14 protein-coding genes are annotated in these 19,345 nt (G+C 47.2%); 4 read left to right on the forward strand and 10 right to left on the reverse strand.

Annotated elements, in window-relative coordinates; genetic code table 11:
- Positions 1–76 precede the first annotated feature (76 nt).
- Positions 77–1,177 (reverse strand): zinc-binding metallopeptidase family protein, encoded by a 1,101-nt coding sequence (locus tag H3H32_RS26235; protein ID WP_182458713.1) that lies wholly within the window; start codon positions 1,175–1,177, stop codon positions 77–79.
- A gap of 424 nt (positions 1,178–1,601) precedes the next feature.
- On the opposite strand from H3H32_RS26235, the gene H3H32_RS26240 reads away from it, so the two are divergent.
- From H3H32_RS26240 to H3H32_RS26250, 3 genes are all read left to right on the forward strand, one after another.
- On the forward strand, positions 1,602–5,003 hold the full coding sequence (locus H3H32_RS26240; RefSeq protein ID WP_182458714.1) for a transglutaminase family protein: 3,402 nt from the start codon (positions 1,602–1,604) through the stop codon (positions 5,001–5,003).
- 138 nt (positions 5,004–5,141) lie between these two features.
- Positions 5,142–7,700, forward strand: a complete 2,559-nt coding sequence (locus H3H32_RS26245; protein ID WP_182458715.1) for a circularly permuted type 2 ATP-grasp protein — start codon at positions 5,142–5,144, stop codon at positions 7,698–7,700.
- Complete coding sequence (locus H3H32_RS26250; RefSeq protein ID WP_182458716.1) at positions 7,690–8,553, forward strand: transglutaminase family protein; 864 nt, start codon at positions 7,690–7,692, stop codon at positions 8,551–8,553. The genes H3H32_RS26245 and H3H32_RS26250 overlap by 11 nt, the downstream gene beginning before the upstream one ends.
- A gap of 341 nt (positions 8,554–8,894) precedes the next feature.
- On the opposite strand, the gene H3H32_RS26255 is transcribed toward H3H32_RS26250, so the two are convergent.
- Both H3H32_RS26255 and yihA read right to left on the reverse strand, forming a co-directional pair.
- A complete protein-coding gene (locus tag H3H32_RS26255) occupies positions 8,895–9,407 on the reverse strand; it encodes a DUF5606 family protein (RefSeq protein WP_182458717.1) in 513 nt (170 codons plus the stop codon).
- A 91-nt stretch (positions 9,408–9,498) separates the two neighbouring features.
- A complete protein-coding gene (gene yihA / locus H3H32_RS26260; RefSeq protein WP_182458718.1) occupies positions 9,499–10,143 on the reverse strand; it encodes a ribosome biogenesis GTP-binding protein YihA/YsxC in 645 nt (214 codons plus the stop codon).
- A 187-nt stretch (positions 10,144–10,330) separates the two neighbouring features.
- On the opposite strand from yihA, the gene H3H32_RS26265 reads away from it, so the two are divergent.
- Positions 10,331–10,816, forward strand: coding sequence for a thioredoxin family protein (locus H3H32_RS26265; RefSeq protein ID WP_182458719.1), 486 nt, complete (start codon positions 10,331–10,333; stop codon positions 10,814–10,816).
- Positions 10,817–10,891: 75 nt separating this feature from the next.
- On the opposite strand, the gene H3H32_RS26270 is transcribed toward H3H32_RS26265, so the two are convergent.
- From H3H32_RS26270 to wecB, 7 genes are all read right to left on the reverse strand, one after another.
- Positions 10,892–11,077 carry a hypothetical protein gene (locus H3H32_RS26270; RefSeq protein ID WP_182458720.1) on the reverse strand — a complete coding sequence of 62 codons (186 nt, stop codon included), beginning with the start codon at positions 11,075–11,077 and terminating at the stop codon, positions 10,892–10,894.
- A gap of 14 nt (positions 11,078–11,091) precedes the next feature.
- The gene (locus tag H3H32_RS26275; RefSeq protein ID WP_182458721.1) at positions 11,092–12,414 is read right to left on the reverse strand and encodes a TolC family protein; all 1,323 of its coding nucleotides are present in this window, start codon (positions 12,412–12,414) and stop codon (positions 11,092–11,094) included.
- 218 nt (positions 12,415–12,632) lie between these two features.
- Positions 12,633–13,256 carry a MarR family winged helix-turn-helix transcriptional regulator gene (locus H3H32_RS26280; protein ID WP_182458722.1) on the reverse strand — a complete coding sequence of 208 codons (624 nt, stop codon included), beginning with the start codon at positions 13,254–13,256 and terminating at the stop codon, positions 12,633–12,635.
- Positions 13,257–13,321: 65 nt separating this feature from the next.
- Positions 13,322–14,527 (reverse strand): glycosyltransferase family 4 protein, encoded by a 1,206-nt coding sequence (locus H3H32_RS26285; RefSeq protein ID WP_182458723.1) that lies wholly within the window; start codon positions 14,525–14,527, stop codon positions 13,322–13,324.
- Positions 14,524–16,113 carry a heparinase II/III family protein gene (locus tag H3H32_RS26290; RefSeq protein WP_182458724.1) on the reverse strand — a complete coding sequence of 530 codons (1,590 nt, stop codon included), beginning with the start codon at positions 16,111–16,113 and terminating at the stop codon, positions 14,524–14,526. The genes H3H32_RS26285 and H3H32_RS26290 overlap by 4 nt, the downstream gene beginning before the upstream one ends.
- Positions 16,110–18,263: a bi-domain-containing oxidoreductase gene (locus H3H32_RS26295; RefSeq protein ID WP_182458725.1), complete on the reverse strand. Its 2,154-nt coding sequence runs from the start codon at positions 18,261–18,263 to the stop codon at positions 16,110–16,112. Before H3H32_RS26295 ends, H3H32_RS26290 begins: the two co-directional genes overlap by 4 nt.
- Positions 18,238–19,344, reverse strand: a complete 1,107-nt coding sequence (gene wecB / locus H3H32_RS26300; protein WP_182458726.1) for a non-hydrolyzing UDP-N-acetylglucosamine 2-epimerase — start codon at positions 19,342–19,344, stop codon at positions 18,238–18,240. The genes H3H32_RS26295 and wecB overlap by 26 nt, the downstream gene beginning before the upstream one ends.
- Between the last annotated feature and the right edge of the window lies 1 nt (position 19,345).

The raw sequence follows: 19,345 nt of genomic DNA on the forward strand, positions 1-19,345 counted from the left end.
AAGGCACGAGTGAATACTCGCGCCAGACAGCAAACAAAATCGCTAGCTGATAATCAGCTAGCGATTTTGCTTTTACCTACGCAAATACAGCCTGCTTCTGCATGCTGTTGTTCATCAGACGCCCCTGCTTCACCAGTTTATGGATAAATTTCATTTTCTGAATCACGGCTGGGGTAAACACCTCAGGGACCATATCCAGTAAGCCTAGTGTACGATTCATTTCATTCAGTTTGATGCCCAGTTCCTCGTATTTGAGGAGCATTTTTTCGAAAGGAGCACCTTCGAAATCAACCGCTTCTTCAGCTTCCAGCAATAAATGAACACTGTCGGCGGTGTCCAGAATAGTAATCATTTCCAGGTACGCCCGGAATGTCTCCGCAAAGTCTTCCCAGGGGTGCATACTGGCGTAGGCACTAATATAACTGAGCGGCCAGTCTGGCTTGGGGCCGTACTGGTAATACTGATTCATGGCATACGAGTAGCCCAGCGACGTATGATCACCGAATATGGCCTTACATTCGTCTTCGCACTTATTCTGAACCAACAGCTGCCAATAGTAATGACCAATTTCATGGTGAAAATGACCAATTAACGTACGCCGAGCCTCACCGAAGTCCACCCGTAGTTTTTCCCGTTCTATTGGATCGGCTTCCTCAATATTGATCGTTATTGTGCCATCGGCGTGGCCGGTGAATACCTTTTCGGCAATAATCGCATCTGTTCCCGCATGCGTTATCTGAACCACATTCCCCTTGAAGTCAAAGGTTAACGGAAGTGGGAATCCGTCATAGATCGACCCGTAAGGCAGCTTTAACAAATCCAGTGTGTAAATGAGACGCCGTTTAGCCGCTTCGAGGTTATACCATTTCTCCCGATTACCAGGCACACTCATATCCGGTACCACCCGATTCAGGCTACAGCATTTGCAATAGGCATTGGCTTCCTGCCAGGTCGTTTTTACTTCCACCAACCGATTACAAACCTGATAATTCCGGTAGTTCAAACACTTTGTTACCTGAGCCTGACAATGATTGCAGCTATACGTATAGGCATCTACGGCGTCGAGCGACCGGATACCTTCGCAGGAAGGGCACCAGCCTACTTCCCGGTGGCAAACAACACAGGACGAGTTTTCGAAGTGTAACGTATTACCACATTGGCATGGGTATATTTTCATCAGTACTATCTGTTCATTTAACGTGAGTAAAGGCCTGTTAGCCTGTACTATAACTACATGACCAATCAAGTTGTTGGATCAATCCACTTGATTGGTCACGGAAATACAGCCTTTTAATTTCTTGAAAAGTCACTACCAACGTTCTTCAGCGGACGAATACGACGTTGATGCTCAAAAAACAAGCTCCCTTTTGACGCTTAATTGTGAGCTAGAAATCTATCTGGTCTGCGAATGGCATCATCGCTATCATCAAACTTCAACGTGAAGCGGCAATTATTAAAATATCGGACAAAATTGCACTATTGCAAAGAATATTTTGTCTTATCGAATAAAAAACAGGAATTCAATTGGTAAAATCCAGGATCGCCATAATTTTACCTTCTCTAGTAGTACCCACCTCACTCATCCCTACGATTCCTGTTCTATGGCTATAAAAGTTGCGATATCACACAAGACAGCCTATAATTTCGATCGATTGGTCGGGCTTTCTCCGCATATATTCCGGCTTCGCCCTGCCCCACATTCACGTACGCCAATCGACGGATACACCTTCAAAATATTTCCCGAAAATCACTTTATCAATTGGCAGCAAGACCCGTTTGGGAATTACCAGGCCAGGGTCGTCTTTCCCGAAAAAACGAAAACCTTACGAATTGAAGTAGAAGTACTGGCTCGTCTGGAAGTCATTAACCCATTCGATTTCTTCATTGAAGAATACGCCGAAACGTTCCCCTTCAGTTACGACGAGCACTTACTTTCTGAGCTGAGTCCTTATCTGGAAATTCGGGAAAACGGCCCGTTACTGAACGAATGGATTGCCAAAAACAGAATTGACGATCCGATAAAAACGGTTGATTATCTGGTTCATCTCAATCAGAGACTCAATCAAACCCTTGGGTACAACATCCGTATGGAGCCGGGTGTGCAATCCTGCGAGGAGTCGCTGAGTATGTTAAGTGGCTCCTGTCGCGATTCGGCCTGGTTACTGGTCCAGATTCTCCGACATCTGGGTATTGCCTCCCGCTTTGTATCTGGCTATCTGGTACAGCTTAAACCCGATGTAAAATCATTAGACGGCCCATCGGGGCCAGAGGAAGATTTTACGGATTTACACGCCTGGGTGGAAGCCTACGTACCGGGAGCGGGCTGGATTGGCCTCGATCCAACGTCGGGCTTATTTGCCGATGAAGGGCATATTCCCCTTTGCTGTACGCCACATTACAAAAGTGCAGCTCCGGTTACGGGCGCAACTGATGTAGCCGAAGTTTCATTTGACTACGAAAATCAGGTTTTCCGAATTTTCGAAGATCCGAGAGTTACTAAGCCGTATACCGAAGAGCAGTGGCAGCAGATTCTGAAAGTCGGGCATGATGTAGAAAAAGATTTGCAAGCGGGCGACGTTCGTATGACGATGGGTGGCGAACCTACCTTCGTATCTATTGATGATAGTGAGTCGCCCGAGTGGAATTCGGCCGCCGATGGGCCACTCAAACGCAAGCTCTCTTATAATCTCGCGCTACGGCTGAAAAACCGGTTTGCGCATGGTGGATTACTGCATTTCGGACAAGGGAAATGGTATCCAGGTGAGCTGTTTCCACGCTGGCAATATGCGCTGTACTGGCGGAAAGATGGGTTGCCAATCTGGAAGAATGACGACCTGATTACGAAGGAAAGCCAAACGTCGTATACGCACAAAGAGGCCGAAATTTTCACAACTGAACTAACCAAATACCTGGGGCTGAACGCCGACAATATTGTTCCGGCCTACGAAGACCCAATTTATTGGGCACTGGAAGAAGACAAACTACCCGTTAATCTTGATCCGCTCACCTTCGACCTAAGCGACTCTATCGAACGCCGAACGCTGGCCGGTATTCTGGAACGAGGGCTAAATAACCCCGCCGGTTTTACTCTGCCGATAGAATGGAATGACGATACGAATGGTTGGGTGAGTTGCCTGTGGCAATTCCGTCGTAAAAACTGTTTTCTGATACCCGGCAACTCCCCTATCGGGTTACGCCTACCGCTTTCGTCGTTACCCGATGTATCGGAAGATCGTAAAAAAGATGCAGTAGAACGGAGTTCATTTGAAGAACTGCCGGCGTTAGAAGCGTATGAGGAGTATCAATCGGCAGTTACGAATCGATATGGCACTGAAGCGCAACCCTACAAAGCACCCGTCCGGAAGAAACAGGGCGCGAAGTCGAAAAAAGCGCCACTTTTCGAGGTCGACACCATCCGAACGGCCTTGAGCGTTGAAGCCCGCGAGGGAATTCTATATGTATTTCTGCCGCCTGTCGATTACCTGGAACACTATCTGGATTTAATTGCCTCTGTAGAAGCCACGGCCGAAAAATTACAGATGTCCGTTCGGATTGAAGGCTACACGCCCCCCTCCGATTATCGTATCCAGAAACTAGTCGTCTCCCCCGACCCCGGTGTTATCGAAGTAAACGTGCAACCAGCCGCCAACTGGCAGGAATTGGTTGATAACACGACAGCCTTGTATGAAGAAGCATTTTATGCTCGTTTGGGTACGGAGAAATTCATGGTCGACGGTCGGCACACGGGTACCGGTGGCGGCAACCATGTGACCATCGGCGGGGCAAAACCGTCAGATAGTCCAATCCTCCGTCGTCCTGATTTATTGCGAAGTTTACTTACCTACTGGCAACACCATCCCGCACTCAGTTATTTGTTTGCCGGACCTTTTATTGGCCCAACCAGCCAGGCTCCGCGCATTGATGAAGGCCGGGACGAACGCCTGTACGAAGTCGAAATTGCATTCGATCAAATCCCGGAAGATCGGGAGGTGCCATTCTGGATGGTCGATCGTATTTTCCGCAATCTTCTGGTCGATATTACCGGGAACACTCACCGAACAGAGTTCTGTATCGATAAACTCTATTCACCCGATTCATCGACGGGCCGACTAGGGATTCTGGAATTCCGGGCGTTTGATATGCCTCCGCACAAGCATATGAACATGGTGCAAACGCTGCTGGTACGGGCGCTGGTATCGATGTTCTGGAAGCAACCTTACAAGAAAAAACTGGTACGTTGGGGAACCGAACTACACGATCGTTTCCTACTCCCCCACTTCGCCTATCTGGACATGGTCGATATTGTCAACGACCTAAAAGATGCTGGCTATCAATTCGATATTTCCTGGTTCGATCCATTCTTTGAGTTCAGATTTCCACGTCACGGCACTATTGTTATGGATAATATCCAGATGGAGCTGCGTCTCGGTATCGAGCCCTGGCATGTACTGGGCGAGGAATTATCGAATACCGGAACCGCTCGGTTTGTCGATTCGTCGCTGGAGCGGCTCCAGGTAAAAGTGAGTGGTTTTGTCGAAGGTCGCCATGTATTGGTGTGTAATGGCTGCCGTGTCCCCCTAAGGAATACGGGCATCAAAGGCGAATACGTATCCGGCATTCGATACAAAGCCTGGAATCCGACCTCAGCCCTTCATCCAACCATTGGCGTAGATGCTCCGCTGGTATTCGATGTGATCGATACTTGGAACAATCGGATTCTGGGTGGGTGTACCTATTTTGTATCGCACCCCGGTGGTCGTAGTTTTGATACGTATCCGGTCAACAGTTACGAAGCTGAATCACGCCGAACCAGCCGTTTCTGGGGCTTTGGACATACACCGTCTCAAAAAGAGGAAATTCCCGTTACGGTGAAGTCTACGCCGAGTATTTCCCGGTTTGTGGCCGAACACAAGAAAGATCTTCGGATGGATACCCCGGTCGAATTGGTCAATCAGGAATATCCGCATACGCTTGACTTGCGTCAATTCTGGCGTGCGAAATAAACTAATGAAGGGGAAATGGATAATGAAGAATGGATAATGAACAACGGATAAGATACTGACTGTCCTATTTTTAGCAGTCACTAATCATCCATTGTTTATTATCCATTATTCATTCACTTACTATTTTGATGAGGAGTTATGGTTTCAGAATCTACCCGTAGTTTACTTGACTCATATACGAGTAAGCTAAATTCATACGATGAAATATTAGCACCGAATGGGGTAATAAAACCGCATTGGGAAAAATTATTTTCTTCGCTGGAGAAAGTCGGGAATGAGGAACTGAAAAACCGGGCACAGGAAATAAAAAATAAGATTCGCGAAAACGGGGTTACTTATAACATTTATCAGGGAACCAATGGACTAAATAGTCCCTGGAAATTAGACCTGATCCCTTTTCTGATCGAGCAGAAAGAATGGCATGCTATCTCGAAAGGGTTACAGCAGCGTGCCATTCTTTTAGACTTAATACTTCGGGATATTTATGGCGAACGAACGCTACTAAAAGAAGGCATTCTTCCCCCCGAATTAGTGTACAACAACACGGGCTTTTTTCGCCCCTGCCAGGATGTGAAATTGCCAACCCAACATCAGTTGGTGATGTATGCTGCCGATATGGCTCGTGGGCCTGATGGCCGAATGTGGGTAGTCGATAATCGGACGCAGGCTCCCTCAGGGTCGGGTTATGCGCTCGAAAACCGGGTGATTCTTACCAAGATCATGCCCGAGCTTGCCAAGGACATGTATGTGAGTCGGCTGTCTCCTTTTTTTACGCAGGCTCAGCAATCCATTTTCAAAGTATTTCGGGAAAAATCTGATTTTCTAAACGTCGTTTACTTAACACCAGGACCTAATAATGAGACGTATTTTGAGCAGGCCTACCTCGCGTCTTATTTAGGGTATACGTTAGTTCAGGGTGACGATTTGATTGTTAAAAACGGCTTTGTCTGGATCAAAGCCATCGATGGGTTGCAACGGGTCGATATTATTATTCGACGTATTGACGATGAATGGTGCGACCCGCTGGAGCTACGTATCGACTCGAAACTGGGGGTACCGGGTTTATTGCAGGTAATCCGGAACGGCAACGTCATGGTTATTAATCCGCCGGGTAGTAGTGCGGTCGAAAACACAGCGTTCAATGCCTTTTTGCCGTCTTTATGCCGCCATTTTTTACGCGAAGAATTAATCCTACCCTCCGTGGCAACCTGGTGGTGCGGGCAACCTAGAGAACTCCAACGAACGCTGGATAACCTGGGCAGTCTGATTATTAAAAAGGCAAATCGAAAACAGGTATTCCGATCGGTTTACGGAAAAGAGTTGTCTAAAGAGGAACTGAAGCAACTGAGGGCACAAATTCTGCAAAACCCAACCGAATACGTAGCGCAGGAAGAAGTGAGTTTTTCCACAACGCCTACGTTTGTCGATGGCCATATCGAGCCCCGCTATGCAGCTATTCGGGCCTTTTTGACGGCCACCCCGAATGGCTATCAGGTTATGGAAGGCGGCTTGACCCGGAGTTCAGCACTTAAAGACAAATTCACCTTTTCGAACCAATATGGTAGTGTCTCTAAAGACACGTGGATCGTATCGAACGAAGCCGAAGTAATCCGGGAACGCGTCAAACTTCCGGGGGTTTCGTATCAGCAATCGCAAACATCGTTGCCCAGTCGGAGTGCTGAGAATTTGTATTGGGCTGCCCGCTACAGCGAGCGTACTATGACGGCTACCACCTTTCTGATGCTCACGCTCAATGCATTAAATTTTCAGCGGAATTTTGGCAGTCAGAGCAAAACGCAGCATATCGATATACAGCTTAAAACACTGTCGAAATTAATTAAAATTGAACCCCGCTTTTCGGATAAAAACAAAGAGGATTTCGTAAATCCGTACCCAATTATTGCGGATAGCATTTCCAACGCGGCAAAGCTCGGCACCATCACCGCATCGCTCCAGTCGTTTTTGAGAGCCATGATTGCCGTTCGCGAGCGGTGGAATAATGTAACCTGGCGAACCATTGATGTTATTGAAAATATCAATGAAAAACTCCAGCAGATTCGCCCCGATCAGAATCCGAACGACATTCACAATACCCTGACGAATCTCCAGAATAAGCTATTCACCTTTTATGGGATCGTCAATGAATCGATCCCCCGAAATAATGGCTATTATCTATTTGAGACCGGGAAATTAGTTGAACGAATTCTCTCGAAGATTACCATCATAAAGTCCATTTTCAGTATTAAAACGGAGCAATTTATTGAAAATGAACTGATGGAAATTGTCTTGATGAACCACTTTGCCTTATCGCATTACCGGGCTACTTACAAGACAAATCTGGAAATGGAATATGTGCTGGATATGATTTTACTGGACAAGCAGATTCCAGCTTCACTTGCTTATTTATTAGACTCACTGGATCACAATATCAGCCAGTTACCCCAGTCATCGTCGCGATTAAGCAAATCCCGGAAAGCCATTCTGGAAGCATCTACCCAGATAAAATTGATTGATGTGTCGGAAGTGTCAGCCGTAAACGAAAAATCGCAGGCGTACGAAAAATTAGATACCATTTTATCGAACGTGTACGCACTCATTTTATCGGTGTCAGACTCTATAACCAACCAATATTTTAACCATACAGCTCCGCAACACTCCATTACCGAAACAATAATTGACCTGGAGAATGAATTATAGATTAATTCATAAGACACAGTACAACTACAGTGAAAACGTGACTAATTATCACGGGTTGGCTTGCTTAATGCCTAAAAGTTCATTGCGGCAATCGTGTCGTGATTTTTCGTTATCGATTTCGCCTTTTCCCGACGAGACGTATTCACGCACCGATTACTTTGGCAATACCCTTCATTACTTCTCGATCTACAAACCGCATAATAAGCTCACTATTTTAGCCAAAAGCATCGTTGACACCCATTCGTCGATCGCTGCTGATTTTTTTATGACGCCCAACGAAGTCAGCGAAAAATTCAGGACGAATAGAGCCTTACGAAGTGAGCTTCTCGATTATATACTGCCGAGCCCCTTTGTTCAGTGGGACAGTGAAATCAGTCGTTTTGCCGCCGATTGTTTCAGTGAGAATCAGTCATTTTATCAAAGTGCGCGCTTGCTATGCCGCAAAATTTATACTGAGTTTACCTACGTTCCGGGCTTTACAACCATTCATACACCACTAAAAACGGTATTACGAGAGAAAAAAGGCGTTTGTCAGGATTTTTCACACCTCGCCATTGCCTGCCTGCGGAGTATGGGCTTTGCCGCCCGCTATGTGAGTGGTTATCTGGAAACGCAGCCTTTGCCGGGCAAGACCAAACTACAAGGGTCCGACGCGACACATGCCTGGGTATCGGTCTATGTGCCTGACATTGGCTGGTGCGATTTCGACCCTACTAACGATTTAGTCCCGCAGGAACGACACATCACCACTGCCTGGGGCCGCGATTTCGGAGATGTCTCTCCTTTGAAGGGTATCATTTTCAGTACCGGCAAACACGCTTTTCAAGTGGCGGTGGACGTGATACCTATCTAACGTGAATTATGGAGGATTTACAAATAGAATTATACTAGTTTTTTGTCATTCCGACGCCAGGAGGAATCTTCGGTAAATAACCAGTTGCCGAAGATTCCTCCTGACGTCGGAATGACAAAAAACAAAATCACAAATAGTTGATAATCAGGTAATAATTTTAGAATCTATCCATTATTCACGCTAATTAAGTTTTTTTACTGGCACGGGTAAATACCCGCGCCAGTTCCAAAGCACAAAAAAAAAGCCGCGAAACCAAGGGTCATCGCGGCTTTTCTGTTCTCACTGAAAATGAAGAACTTTAATGTGATCTAGTCTATTAACTCAGTAGCGTAAGCAACTGTTTAAGCTTTCTGCTTTTTCGTCGTTTCGGCAACAGGTGCTTCGGCAACCTCAGTCGTTTCGGGCGCTTCGGCGGTTTCTGTAGCTTCCTCCTTAACCTCTTCAGCCGTAACCTCAAACACTTCGGGGGCATACTGACGAAGAATACCGTACCAGCTCACCAGTTTTTTAATATCTGTTGTCCGTACGCGCTCACGATCATATGCAGGCACAACGGTCGCCATAAAATCAGCCAACTCGTCTGCTGAGCCTTTCGAATCAACAGGAAGTTTATCGCTGTATTTTTCATTGATTGCCAGTAATACCGTGCTAAGCGATACAGATTGTTCCTCGCTGTCGTCATCGACATAGATGGAAATATCATTCAGCACCGATACCCGCGCGGTTGGACCCATCATTGTTTTGGCCTTCTTGTCGTCTAATGATTCGACAATAACGCCTGCCCGGCCCGGTTTCAGGATTCGATAAAGGCCGCTGTATCCAGCCACATTGGCAATCTGTTTTAATGCTTCCATAAAGAGACTTTATAAATTGGTAACGTGTATTTTGATGAGACTATTGCCCATCTGGAAAAGTGAAAGAGTCAAAGAGAAGAAAAATAAAAAGCTACTTGCCTGTTTTTCGCCCCATCATTTTTACATTCTTTTGCTCTTTTAAATAACTTTCATTCAATGGTCGGATGAACGACAAAATATCTTCACGGCCTGCTGCTGTAACCGCCGATGTGACAAAAAAGTCAGGAGCTTCCTCCCATTCTTCGAGCAGTTTAGCCCGATAGGTTTCTATCGTAGCCTGTAATTTGGTTGGACCCAGTTTCTCGGTCTTTGTGAAAACAACAACGAACGGCAATCCCTGTTCGCCTAAGTTGCTCATAAAGTCGAGATCAAGCTTCTGAGGTTCAATCCGTGAATCGACCAGCACAAAAATACACAGCAAATTGGGTCGCGACTTCAGATAGCCATCAATAAGAGCCGCAAATTTCTCGCGGTCGGCTTTACTAACCTGGGCATAGCCATAACCCGGCAAATCGACCAGATACCATTCATTATCGATAATGAAATGGTTGATCAACTGCGTTTTACCAGGCTTTCCCGAGATTTTCGCTAAGGAATTACGGCTCGTTAGCATATTAATCAGCGACGATTTGCCAACGTTCGAGCGACCAATAAAGGCGTATTCAGGCCGGTCGGGCTTGGGGCATTTGGCCGCATCGGAATTACTGACCAAAAATTCGGCTTGTTTAACAGGCATAATAAACGGAGACAAAAACGGCTGCAAAGTTCGGAAAGATTACCGAGAATGGCACATCATTTGCAATTTGTCGTACTGCCCGCTAATTTGCTTCATAAACAAGTGATTGTGGAAGAAACGAAAATCGCTTGCTGGCACGTTATACACTCAGAAAACCATTAAAGACCGCCGGTTTGCCGGTTTGATTATGAAAAAAGTATTTTGGCTACTTGCATTCCTCTTGGTTGGCTTCAATGCACAATCGACTCATGCTGCCCTTTCTTCAACCCGGCCTAACCCTGCCGCTCCGAAGAAAGTAGCTCCCAAAAATGATACTGAAGGTATTCAATTCACGGAAACATCGTGGAGAGAGATTCTGAAAAAGGCAAAGGCAGAGAAAAAAGTTATCTTCCTGGATGCGTATGCTAGCTGGTGTGGTCCCTGCAAAAAACTCCAGAAGGATGTTTTTACCAAAAAGGCCGTTGGCGATTTCTATAATAGCAAATTCATCAACGTGAAAATGGACATGGAGAAAGGCGAAGGCCCGGCTCTGTCGCAGGTGTACCCGCTCGAAGCGTATCCAACCCTATTGTTCATCGATGGCAATGGCAAAGTGTTGAAAAAAGTTTTAGGACTGCAAACACCCGAAGACCTGATCGCCATCGGCAAGAGCGTTAAACCGGCTGGTATCTAATCAACGATTCCAATTAGATTTAGTAGGGTCGGTTCCTCAGAACCGACCCTTTTTTGGGCGCTTCGAAGTCAACAGTTATTTGTCTGTTTCAAAGCCCAGCGACTCTAGGTGTAGCAACAGCTCAACGAGACTCCCTGTCGATAGTCCCTCGGCCGAAAATTGCCAATTCGTCTTCGGATTCTTTTCCGAATCTTCAGCGAGTTGTGTTGATAGCAACTGGTGCTCATCGGTCTGAATTGAAATAATAACGCTAGTCGTCATAATATTGGTACTATTTATAGCAAGGGTTCACCCAGCAACCGTTTTAGCTCTAATCGGTTCAATAACAATTGATAGCGAAAATTCAGGCGAACCAACTCAGCTTCTTCAACGCTGGTTTGGGCACTTTGTAATTCGGCAGTGGTGATGAGGCCATTCCGAAAGCGGACATTGGCCATCGCGAGCGCTTCACGAGCCTGCAACACTTGTGTATCCAGATTAGCTAGCCGGGCCTGATTACTACGGCTGTCTGCCTGAAGCTGCGTCAGTCGTTGGTGTAGTTGGGCCTGAACCTCATCGACAGCGTATTGACTAGCCTTCACATTTAATTCGGCCACCCGATTTTTTAGTGTGTACTGGTTTCCGGCATAAATCGGAACCGTTGCATTGAGGCTCACCGCCAGATTCGGTCTTAGCTGATCAACTGCAGGCGCATATCCATTTCTTATTCCCGCCAAACTACTGATTGTCAACATTAAGCCACTTGACCGTTGACTGACAAGGGCGTCGGTTTCAGCAACTTTTACCCGGCCCTGAGCCAGTAACATGTCTTTATTGGCCAGCTTCGCCCGTTTTATTTGTCCCTCAACATCGATTCCTTGTTCCAGCGCGGTTTGACTCTGATCGAGTAACTGCTGAATTGGCTGAGTCGTTATCCGGCAAGCGCTTCCGGTCAAATAGGTTAGGGCGGCTAGCTGTCGGTCGAGTTGGTTTTGCAGTTCAACTTTCCGATTGACAGCGATTTTCATCCGAACCTGCTGCGAAAACACGTCGTACTGAAGCGCATCGCCATTTTGCAGACGCGTGGACAGCACTTTCACTGTTGCGCCAGCCGTTTTAATCACCGAATCCTGAACAGCGATTCCCTGTTGCAGAAACCCGATTCCATAGTAAACAGCGGCTACCTGATAAGCCAGTGTTTGTTGTGCTAGCTCATAATTGTGCTGTAAAATCTGCGCATTATCGCTGGCAAGCCGAATAAGCGCTTCGGTTCTTTCAAAATCGCAAATTGGTTGATTAACCGATACGTACCCATTCACCGATTGAGTCGGTGCAAATTTCAGCGGAATCTCCCTGCCATTCAACGGCGGGGTTATACCCGATACGGGCGTGACATAGGTATACGAACCTGTCAGCTGCACATTGGGGCGTTTAGCTGATTGGGCTATTTCTACGCGTACATCACCCGCCTGGAGCTGGAGTTGTTGTTGCTTAAGTTGGGGATAATTGGCGTTGGCCTGTTGAATGAACGAGCGTAACTCGTCGGGCATTGGCAGCTGTTGGGCTTGCAACAGACTGGTTGCTTTCCAGGCTATGGAAAGCATGAAGACAAGCTTCATGATTGGCAAAATTTACGTTTTGCCGTTTATGCAAGCCAACCGGTTGGCGTGTCCATCGTCACGGCAGATAGACGTAGGATTGATTAAGCAGCCAACCAATCACTAAAGTGAAAGCAAAATTAATACGATTTTCAAATAAATGAATTACAAATAATAAATGTTTTTTTAATCTGCTCAAAAGCAATTGTTTTTACTCATAAACAGTTCTCTATTCCTGTTCAATTATTCTTACGAAGCAAGTCGGCAGTATGTGCGTTGTTAACAATAGTAAGTAATCGACGAAGCTCAGCACGTTCCGGCACACTCAACGGTTCGTATACATCCGGCGCTAATTGCTCCATTCGCCCAGAAGCCGTTTTATATAGTTGTTCACCTTGCGAAGTAGCCTTTAGTCGGCGAGTCCGGCGATCCAGCGCGTCAGGCGCTTCGTCAACTAAATTAGCCTGCGTCAACCGGCGGGTAATCTCCGTAATTGTGCTCATCTCCAGCAATGAAATAGCAGCAATATCCGATTTGGTGGGAGTCTCGTTATTGACAATTATGGCCAGCACCACATAATCTCGCTGTGTACGAATAGGCTCTAAATCGGCCAGCAGTTGTTGTGCTCGCAACTGGGTAAAATAGTGAATCCGGTTGGCCAGTGGCACCAGTTGCGTAAGGGGCGACAAACGCCTAAAGTAAGCTGGTTCATGCGTGAGGTGTTCGTCGGCAGGCAGTTCTCTAGAATCTGTACGTCGATGCAGCCAGGCCGCAAAGCTGTTCAGCTGTGGCTTATCCGTTGCCTGTACATACGCTTCCAGTTGAGGCAGTAATTCCTGAAGTAAGGCTATGAGTTGGTGCATTCCCAAAATGGACGAAAATAATTCTTGTGGAGGGCAAGAATAGGTGGCTATCTTTTGAGACAAATTTACGGGTAATTCGTACGAGCTGTCTCTCGCTGCACTTGCAGGATTTGCTGCGCCATAGCGGTACTGATCGTTTGCCGTTGAAATCGCTGCTTAAATGCCGTTCTGACTTGTGTATGATAAGGCGTTTCGCGCAACTGTCGGATCAAACTTTCGGCATCTCCCGGATTAAATAGAATAGTGTTGGGTAGGTATTCGCGTACAAATGAAGCGGCATAACCAGCAACTCCGGCAATAATGGGTTTATCGGTTGCACCATATTCGAACAACTTAGAAGGCAATACGCGCTTACAGGCATCGATATCACTCAGGTGTACGAACAAATAATCGGCGTTCTGATACTCAACCAGTAAGTCTCGTCGGTTAACGGGCAGACGCAGTTCAACGTTTGTTATGTCACTGACGCTCAGCGCATCGATCAGTTTTTGTCGAGCCCCACCATCTCCGATGATCACGAAGCGGTAGGCGTCGACTAACTGTTGGGCTACTTTTGGAATTAGTTGATGTAAACCCTGCCCTTCGCCAATATTACCCGCATACAGGATGGTTTTAGGAGATGGGGTCTTCCCTGTACGGCTGGCTGGAATAGTCAGAAAAGCTGTATCGATCGCATTCGTAAAGTAGCTGTAGGTGGCCTGCTGGAATGATTTAAAATAAGACCGGAACCCTTCCGACACCAGATTGATATGACTGGCATAGCCAAACGTATACCGTTCAACAGCACTCAATAAAGGATTCAATAACACCCGAAGGAGAGGGAATTTGATGACATCCAGAATGGCCTCACGAAATAGATCGCGGATATCTAAAAACAGCGGAGAAGCCCGTTTTCTGGCTAGTCTCGCCCCCAGAAAAGCCGTAAACAAACGCGACGAGGACGCTACGACCAAGTCATATTCATACGTTCTAACCAGTTGAAAGGCCTGAAAGTAATAGACCCAAAATGAGCGGATCTGCCCCAGAAACCCGCTTTTGTGCGCGGGCACCTTAATGCGATGAATCGAGATCGGGCAGCCGCCGTTGTACCAATCCTCCCGTTCAACAGCAGCTGGTTTATACGAGTCATAGCGGTTCGGCTGCGTTGTGATCACATAAATGGAGTCATTGGCGGTTAGTTGACAAGACAATTCATTCACCAGCGACGTATTCCGAAAGGCTCCGGGACCGATGTCAGGCTCGAAATAAAAGGTAAGATAAAGTACGTTCATTCCAGAAACAGGAGGGTCGTTTCAAGGCTGCTTGTAAATGTCACGACAAGACATTGACTCGCTCGGAGGCTATTAAACCCTTCGGCCATTGTGGAGCTTATGACGCAAAAGACAGGTTTAGTCTCCGAATGAAATGACATTTTTAGGGAGCCAGCTCGCACGGAATCTCCGACAATTTCTACTGGAACAGTTGGATGAAAATAAAATCGAGCGATTCCCGATGGTGTAGTTTTTAGTTTAGCCTGGGTCGGCAACAACCGATCGGTTATCCGTAGTCTATCAAGCTCTACAAACCAGCTTCGCTCGTGAATAACACCCCATTGACGATATCCGTCATGACGAGCGGTCAACTGATGCTGGCTATCCATTAACACTGTTGCTTTTGCCCTACGCCCAACCCGAAAATTGGCCCACACTTCGGATGAGTTAGCATTATGAAGCGTGACCGTATTATGCGCAGCTGTACTCCGTTCCCACGCCCGACGAGCACCTACCTGATAAGTAGAAACACAGTTATCCACAATTACCGGATAGTTATCCACATATAGCACAAACGAAAGCGTATCAGCGTGTGCATGACCGGGTTGGTGGTCGGGACCAATCGGTCCAACATCGGCCAATAGTTCATAACGTTCTTGCCGGACCATGCGGTAACCGCTTTCCTGTAAACGGACAGAGTCAGGTGGCTGTTGAGTCAATACCGCCCTGGCTTTCTGTCGAAGTTTAGCCGTTGTCGGGGCAATCCCCCAAGTGGCATCGTTAACCATCGGAACATCGCCATTTCGGAAGGAAATAGCGTTCAGCCAGCCAAGCATTTGGGTGGCCTTATCTGTTAAAAAGAGAATAAGGCCACTGTCTTTCTGCCAGGATTCCGATTGCAGGATCAGTAAACAATCCAGCAGCTTATCAAGGAGTAGTTGATGATACATCGGGCTACGTTCATCGTGCCCGCCATCGGCCAAGATTTGGCTTGCCAGTTGCTGCCGAAGCAGTCGATCTGCTTTGTTGAACCAATGCGCTTGCCGAAAGTAGACTGCCCCCACCAATAGCGCAAAGGCATTTTCGAGCAAATGATTACCGGCTAAGTGATATTCTAAACGCCGACGTAGCAAGTGAGCCTGCGCAACTAAATGCCGCTCAATAACAGCATCCCGAACTCGATGCCGACTCAAAAACTGTATCCAGTTTATAATTCTCAACGAAGTTGGATAGGACTCTAATCCATCTCGTAACGACTCTGTTTGAGCAATAAACTGATGAATTAACGCCAAACCAACCTCAAGCTCTAACGCTGGCTGATTCAGGAAATCGAAGTAATTCAGGTTATACGTCCAAAGCTTGCCAAACCGATCGTAGTTCCAATCCACATCAGTTGCAAATTGAACCGACTGATTTAAAAAGGTGAATACGTCATTCTGCCAACTAATAGGCTTATCCGCTGGTGATGAAGTTAGAAAATGACCTTGCGAACTCGTTTTGGTCAGCCTTAGTTTTGGTCGCCTACGTAGCCTAAAGAGAATTTGATAAACAATCTGCCGTAGCGTTAAATGGCGCACGGTTTGCCAAAGAAGCCCTACGTTCTTCATATAGGCGACTTCTCTGGGCCCATGCCGATACCGGCTACATCGATCCACCGGTTTTCTCGCAGACTTTGCAAGGCACCCAATGTGGTTTGTGTCGCGTTTATACTATCCGCAAAGGGAATTGGGGCATCTCCGCCGGTTCGCATTCGTTTCACCAACTGTTTGGCCTGTTCTGCATGGCCTTTATCCTGTCGTCCAGACAAGCTCGAAAACCGCTTGAAACCATAGCCTGTTAGTGTTCGAAAATTGTCCAAAACCAGCGTTCGCTCCAGCGCATACACTTCAACTCGTTCTTTCGGGTAGATTTTACTTCCATTGCTGAAATAATTAATGACGCCAGTCGATCCGTTTTCATACTGTACTAGCAGCGACGCCGAATCGCTCGTTTCGGTTGGCAATGGCCCCATGGCATTCATACACACACGACGAACGGGACTTCCGGTCAGATAGGTAATCAGGTCGATAAAATGACTCACTTCGCCCAGAATACGCCCGCCCCCAATGGCTCGGTCATGCACCCATGAATTTGAGGGAATAGAGCCCGCGTTTATGGTCACTACCACATTCATGGGCAGTTCAGGAGCAGTAAGGAGCGCTTTCATCTTCTGGACAAAAGGCGAAAATCGGCGGTTAAAGCCAACCATTACCATCCGGCCCGATACCTGTTGTGCATCAATAATCGAGCGGAGTTCATGCGCATAGATCGCCAGCGGTTTCTCTACAAACACATGTTTACCAGCCTGCAAGGCTTCAATGGTTAGGCGCGCATGGCTATCGTGCCGGGTGGTGATCATGCATATGTCAATGTCGGGGTCGTCCAGAATAAGTCGGTAATCAGTAGAACTTTGAGCAATGCCGTATTTTTTCGCGAGTCGCGTTGCATTCAGGCCGCCTGAGCTGGCAATCGTTTTGAGTGTAGCACCTGCCGACGTTAAAGCGGGCAATAATACAGAACTGGTGAAATTTCCGGCTCCAATAATGCCCATTGTCCCATGCCCCGTCTCAATCCGATACCTGTTTAGCGGTAGTAGGGAACTTACGCTAATTTCATCCGCATACGTAAGTAGGGACGCAATTCGATGGGTTGACTTTATATCGTCATAAATTCGGCGATAGTCAGCTAACGGAATTTGCTCCGTGATAAGCGGCTTAACATCCAGCTGGCCTTTTTCCAGAAAATGCAGAATCGTCTGAAAGTTTCGATTTTCGGTCCATCGAACATAGGCCAATGGATAATCCTGCCCCCGCTGTTCGTATGCATCATCGTAGCGACCGGGGCCATACGAACACGATACCCGAAAACTTAACTCTTTCTGATAAAACTCGTCTCGGTTCAGGTTCAGCCCCACCGAGCCAATCAGCACAATTCGGCCTTGCTGACGACTCATGCGGGCGGCCTGCGAGATAAGCTTATCTGTTTTGGCCGAAGCCGTAATCACAACCCCATCTGCACCAACGCCATTTGTCAATGCCAACACTACGTTGACTATATCATTTTCAGTCGCTGAATTTAAAACCGTGCACCCTTGCTGTGCGGCTAGTTGGCATTTCAATTCGTCTATATCGACCCCAATTACACGGCAGCCATTCAAACGAAGCAGTTGAGCCGTTAACAAACCAATAAGTCCCAAGCCAATAACCACGATGGTTTCGTTAAGTGTCGGATTGAGCAATCGGATTCCCTGTAAGCCAATAGCTCCAACAATTGTAAACGCAGCCTCGTCATCGCTAACAGCCTCGGGAACAGGGGCAACAAGATTTCGTGGAATACAAACGACTTCTGCATGAGGGCCATTCGAAACAACCCGGTCACCGATGCGCAAATCGGTAACCCCCTCCCCTAACGCTATAACTTTCCCTACGTTACAATAACCCAATGGCAATGGCTGATCGAGCTTCCGTAGTACAGTCTCCAGCGTTGGCCAAAGCCCATCCGACTGAACTTTCTCCAGCACCTGTTTCACCCGCTCAGGCTGCTGTCGGGCTTTATCGAGCAAGCTGGCTCGCCCAAACTCAACCAACATTCGCTCTGTGCCCAACGACACTAACGACCGCCGGGTTTGAATAAGCACCTGCCCCCGACGCACTTGTGGCGCGGGTACATTTTCGAGCACCGTTTCACCGGTTTTAAGATTTTGGATAAGTTGCTTCATACATTATTTTCGCGATACGTCTGGCTGCCTGGCCATCCCACAAGGGTGGGATTTGACCCGTTTTAAGTTGCCCCGAAAGAATGTCAATTACGCACTGTCTGGCTGTTTCAGGCTTCAAATCGGCAATAAGTTGATTGGTGCCCAGCGCTACCGTCACGGGCCGTTCCGTTGATTCGCGAAACGTCAGACATGGGACCTGCAGATAGGTCGTTTCTTCCTGAATACCGCCCGAATCTGTAATGACGACGGCAGCCTGTCGCATCAGATTCAGAAACTCCAGATACCCCTGTGGCTCCAGAATTTGAACATTTGGAATAGCCTCTAGCTTCGTATATAGCCCAAATCTCGCCAGATTGGCGCGCGTACGCGGGTGCATCGGGAACAACATACGCCTGAGGTTTGCCACATTTTCGATAAGCATCAAAAGCGTACGCAACCCGTTTTCCGTATCGACGTTAGAGGGCCGATGCAAGGTTATTAACCCATACGATCCAGCGCCTAAACCTAATTCGGCAAGCGTGTTCAACTTACGCGAGCTGGGCAGATACTCCACCAGCGAATCAATCATCACATTACCGACGAAGTGAATTTTTTCAGCCGAGATGCCTTCACGCTGTAGGTTTTCTACCCCAGCCTGCTCTGTCACAAACAGGAGATCAGCCAGCGCGTCCGTTACTAGTCGGTTGCGTTCTTCGGGCATCTGTCTATCACCCGACCGTAATCCTGCTTCAACGTGGGTCACACGAATCCCATGCTGGACTGCCGCCAGTGTACAGGCCAGTGTGCTTGTTACATCGCCAACAACCAGCACCCAGTCGGGTCTTTCTATAGTGAGTACCTTCTCAAATTTGTGTAGAATATCGGCGGTTTGCTGGGTCGTGGTTCCGGCTTGCACACCGAGATAATAGTCCGGTTTTGGTAAATCTAGTTGCGTAAAAAAGATATCGCTCATTACGGTATCGTAATGCTGCCCCGTATGCACGATTTTCGATTGGATACCAGGGTAAGCCAGAAAAGCCCGTTGTAACGGAGCAATCTTGATAAAATTAGGCCGGGCACCTACAATGCAGAGGATCTTCATT

The organism is Spirosoma foliorum (genome assembly GCF_014117325.1).
In the GTDB taxonomy this organism is placed as follows: Bacteria; Bacteroidota; Bacteroidia; order Cytophagales; family Spirosomataceae; genus Spirosoma; species Spirosoma foliorum.

What these genes read in the sequence shown, in the direction of transcription:
- H3H32_RS26250 (WP_182458716.1), top strand. Translation starts at nt 7,690, where the DNA reads ATGAATTATAGATTAATTCATAAGACACAGTACAACTACAGTGAAAAC.
- H3H32_RS26270 (WP_182458720.1), bottom strand. Translation starts at nt 11,077, where the DNA reads ATGACGACTAGCGTTATTATTTCAATTCAGACCGATGAGCACCAGTTG.
- yihA (WP_182458718.1), bottom strand. Translation starts at nt 10,143, where the DNA reads ATGCCTGTTAAACAAGCCGAATTTTTGGTCAGTAATTCCGATGCGGCC.
- H3H32_RS26280 (WP_182458722.1), bottom strand. Translation starts at nt 13,256, where the DNA reads ATGCACCAACTCATAGCCTTACTTCAGGAATTACTGCCTCAACTGGAA.
- H3H32_RS26265 (WP_182458719.1), top strand. Translation starts at nt 10,331, where the DNA reads ATGAAAAAAGTATTTTGGCTACTTGCATTCCTCTTGGTTGGCTTCAAT.
- H3H32_RS26235 (WP_182458713.1), bottom strand. Translation starts at nt 1,177, where the DNA reads ATGAAAATATACCCATGCCAATGTGGTAATACGTTACACTTCGAAAAC.
- H3H32_RS26290 (WP_182458724.1), bottom strand. Translation starts at nt 16,113, where the DNA reads ATGAAGAACGTAGGGCTTCTTTGGCAAACCGTGCGCCATTTAACGCTA.
- H3H32_RS26255 (WP_182458717.1), bottom strand. Translation starts at nt 9,407, where the DNA reads ATGGAAGCATTAAAACAGATTGCCAATGTGGCTGGATACAGCGGCCTT.
- H3H32_RS26295 (WP_182458725.1), bottom strand. Translation starts at nt 18,263, where the DNA reads ATGAAGCAACTTATCCAAAATCTTAAAACCGGTGAAACGGTGCTCGAA.
- H3H32_RS26245 (WP_182458715.1), top strand. Translation starts at nt 5,142, where the DNA reads ATGGTTTCAGAATCTACCCGTAGTTTACTTGACTCATATACGAGTAAG.
- wecB (WP_182458726.1), bottom strand. Translation starts at nt 19,344, where the DNA reads ATGAAGATCCTCTGCATTGTAGGTGCCCGGCCTAATTTTATCAAGATT.
- H3H32_RS26285 (WP_182458723.1), bottom strand. Translation starts at nt 14,527, where the DNA reads ATGAACGTACTTTATCTTACCTTTTATTTCGAGCCTGACATCGGTCCC.
- H3H32_RS26240 (WP_182458714.1), top strand. Translation starts at nt 1,602, where the DNA reads ATGGCTATAAAAGTTGCGATATCACACAAGACAGCCTATAATTTCGAT.
- H3H32_RS26275 (WP_182458721.1), bottom strand. Translation starts at nt 12,414, where the DNA reads ATGAAGCTTGTCTTCATGCTTTCCATAGCCTGGAAAGCAACCAGTCTG.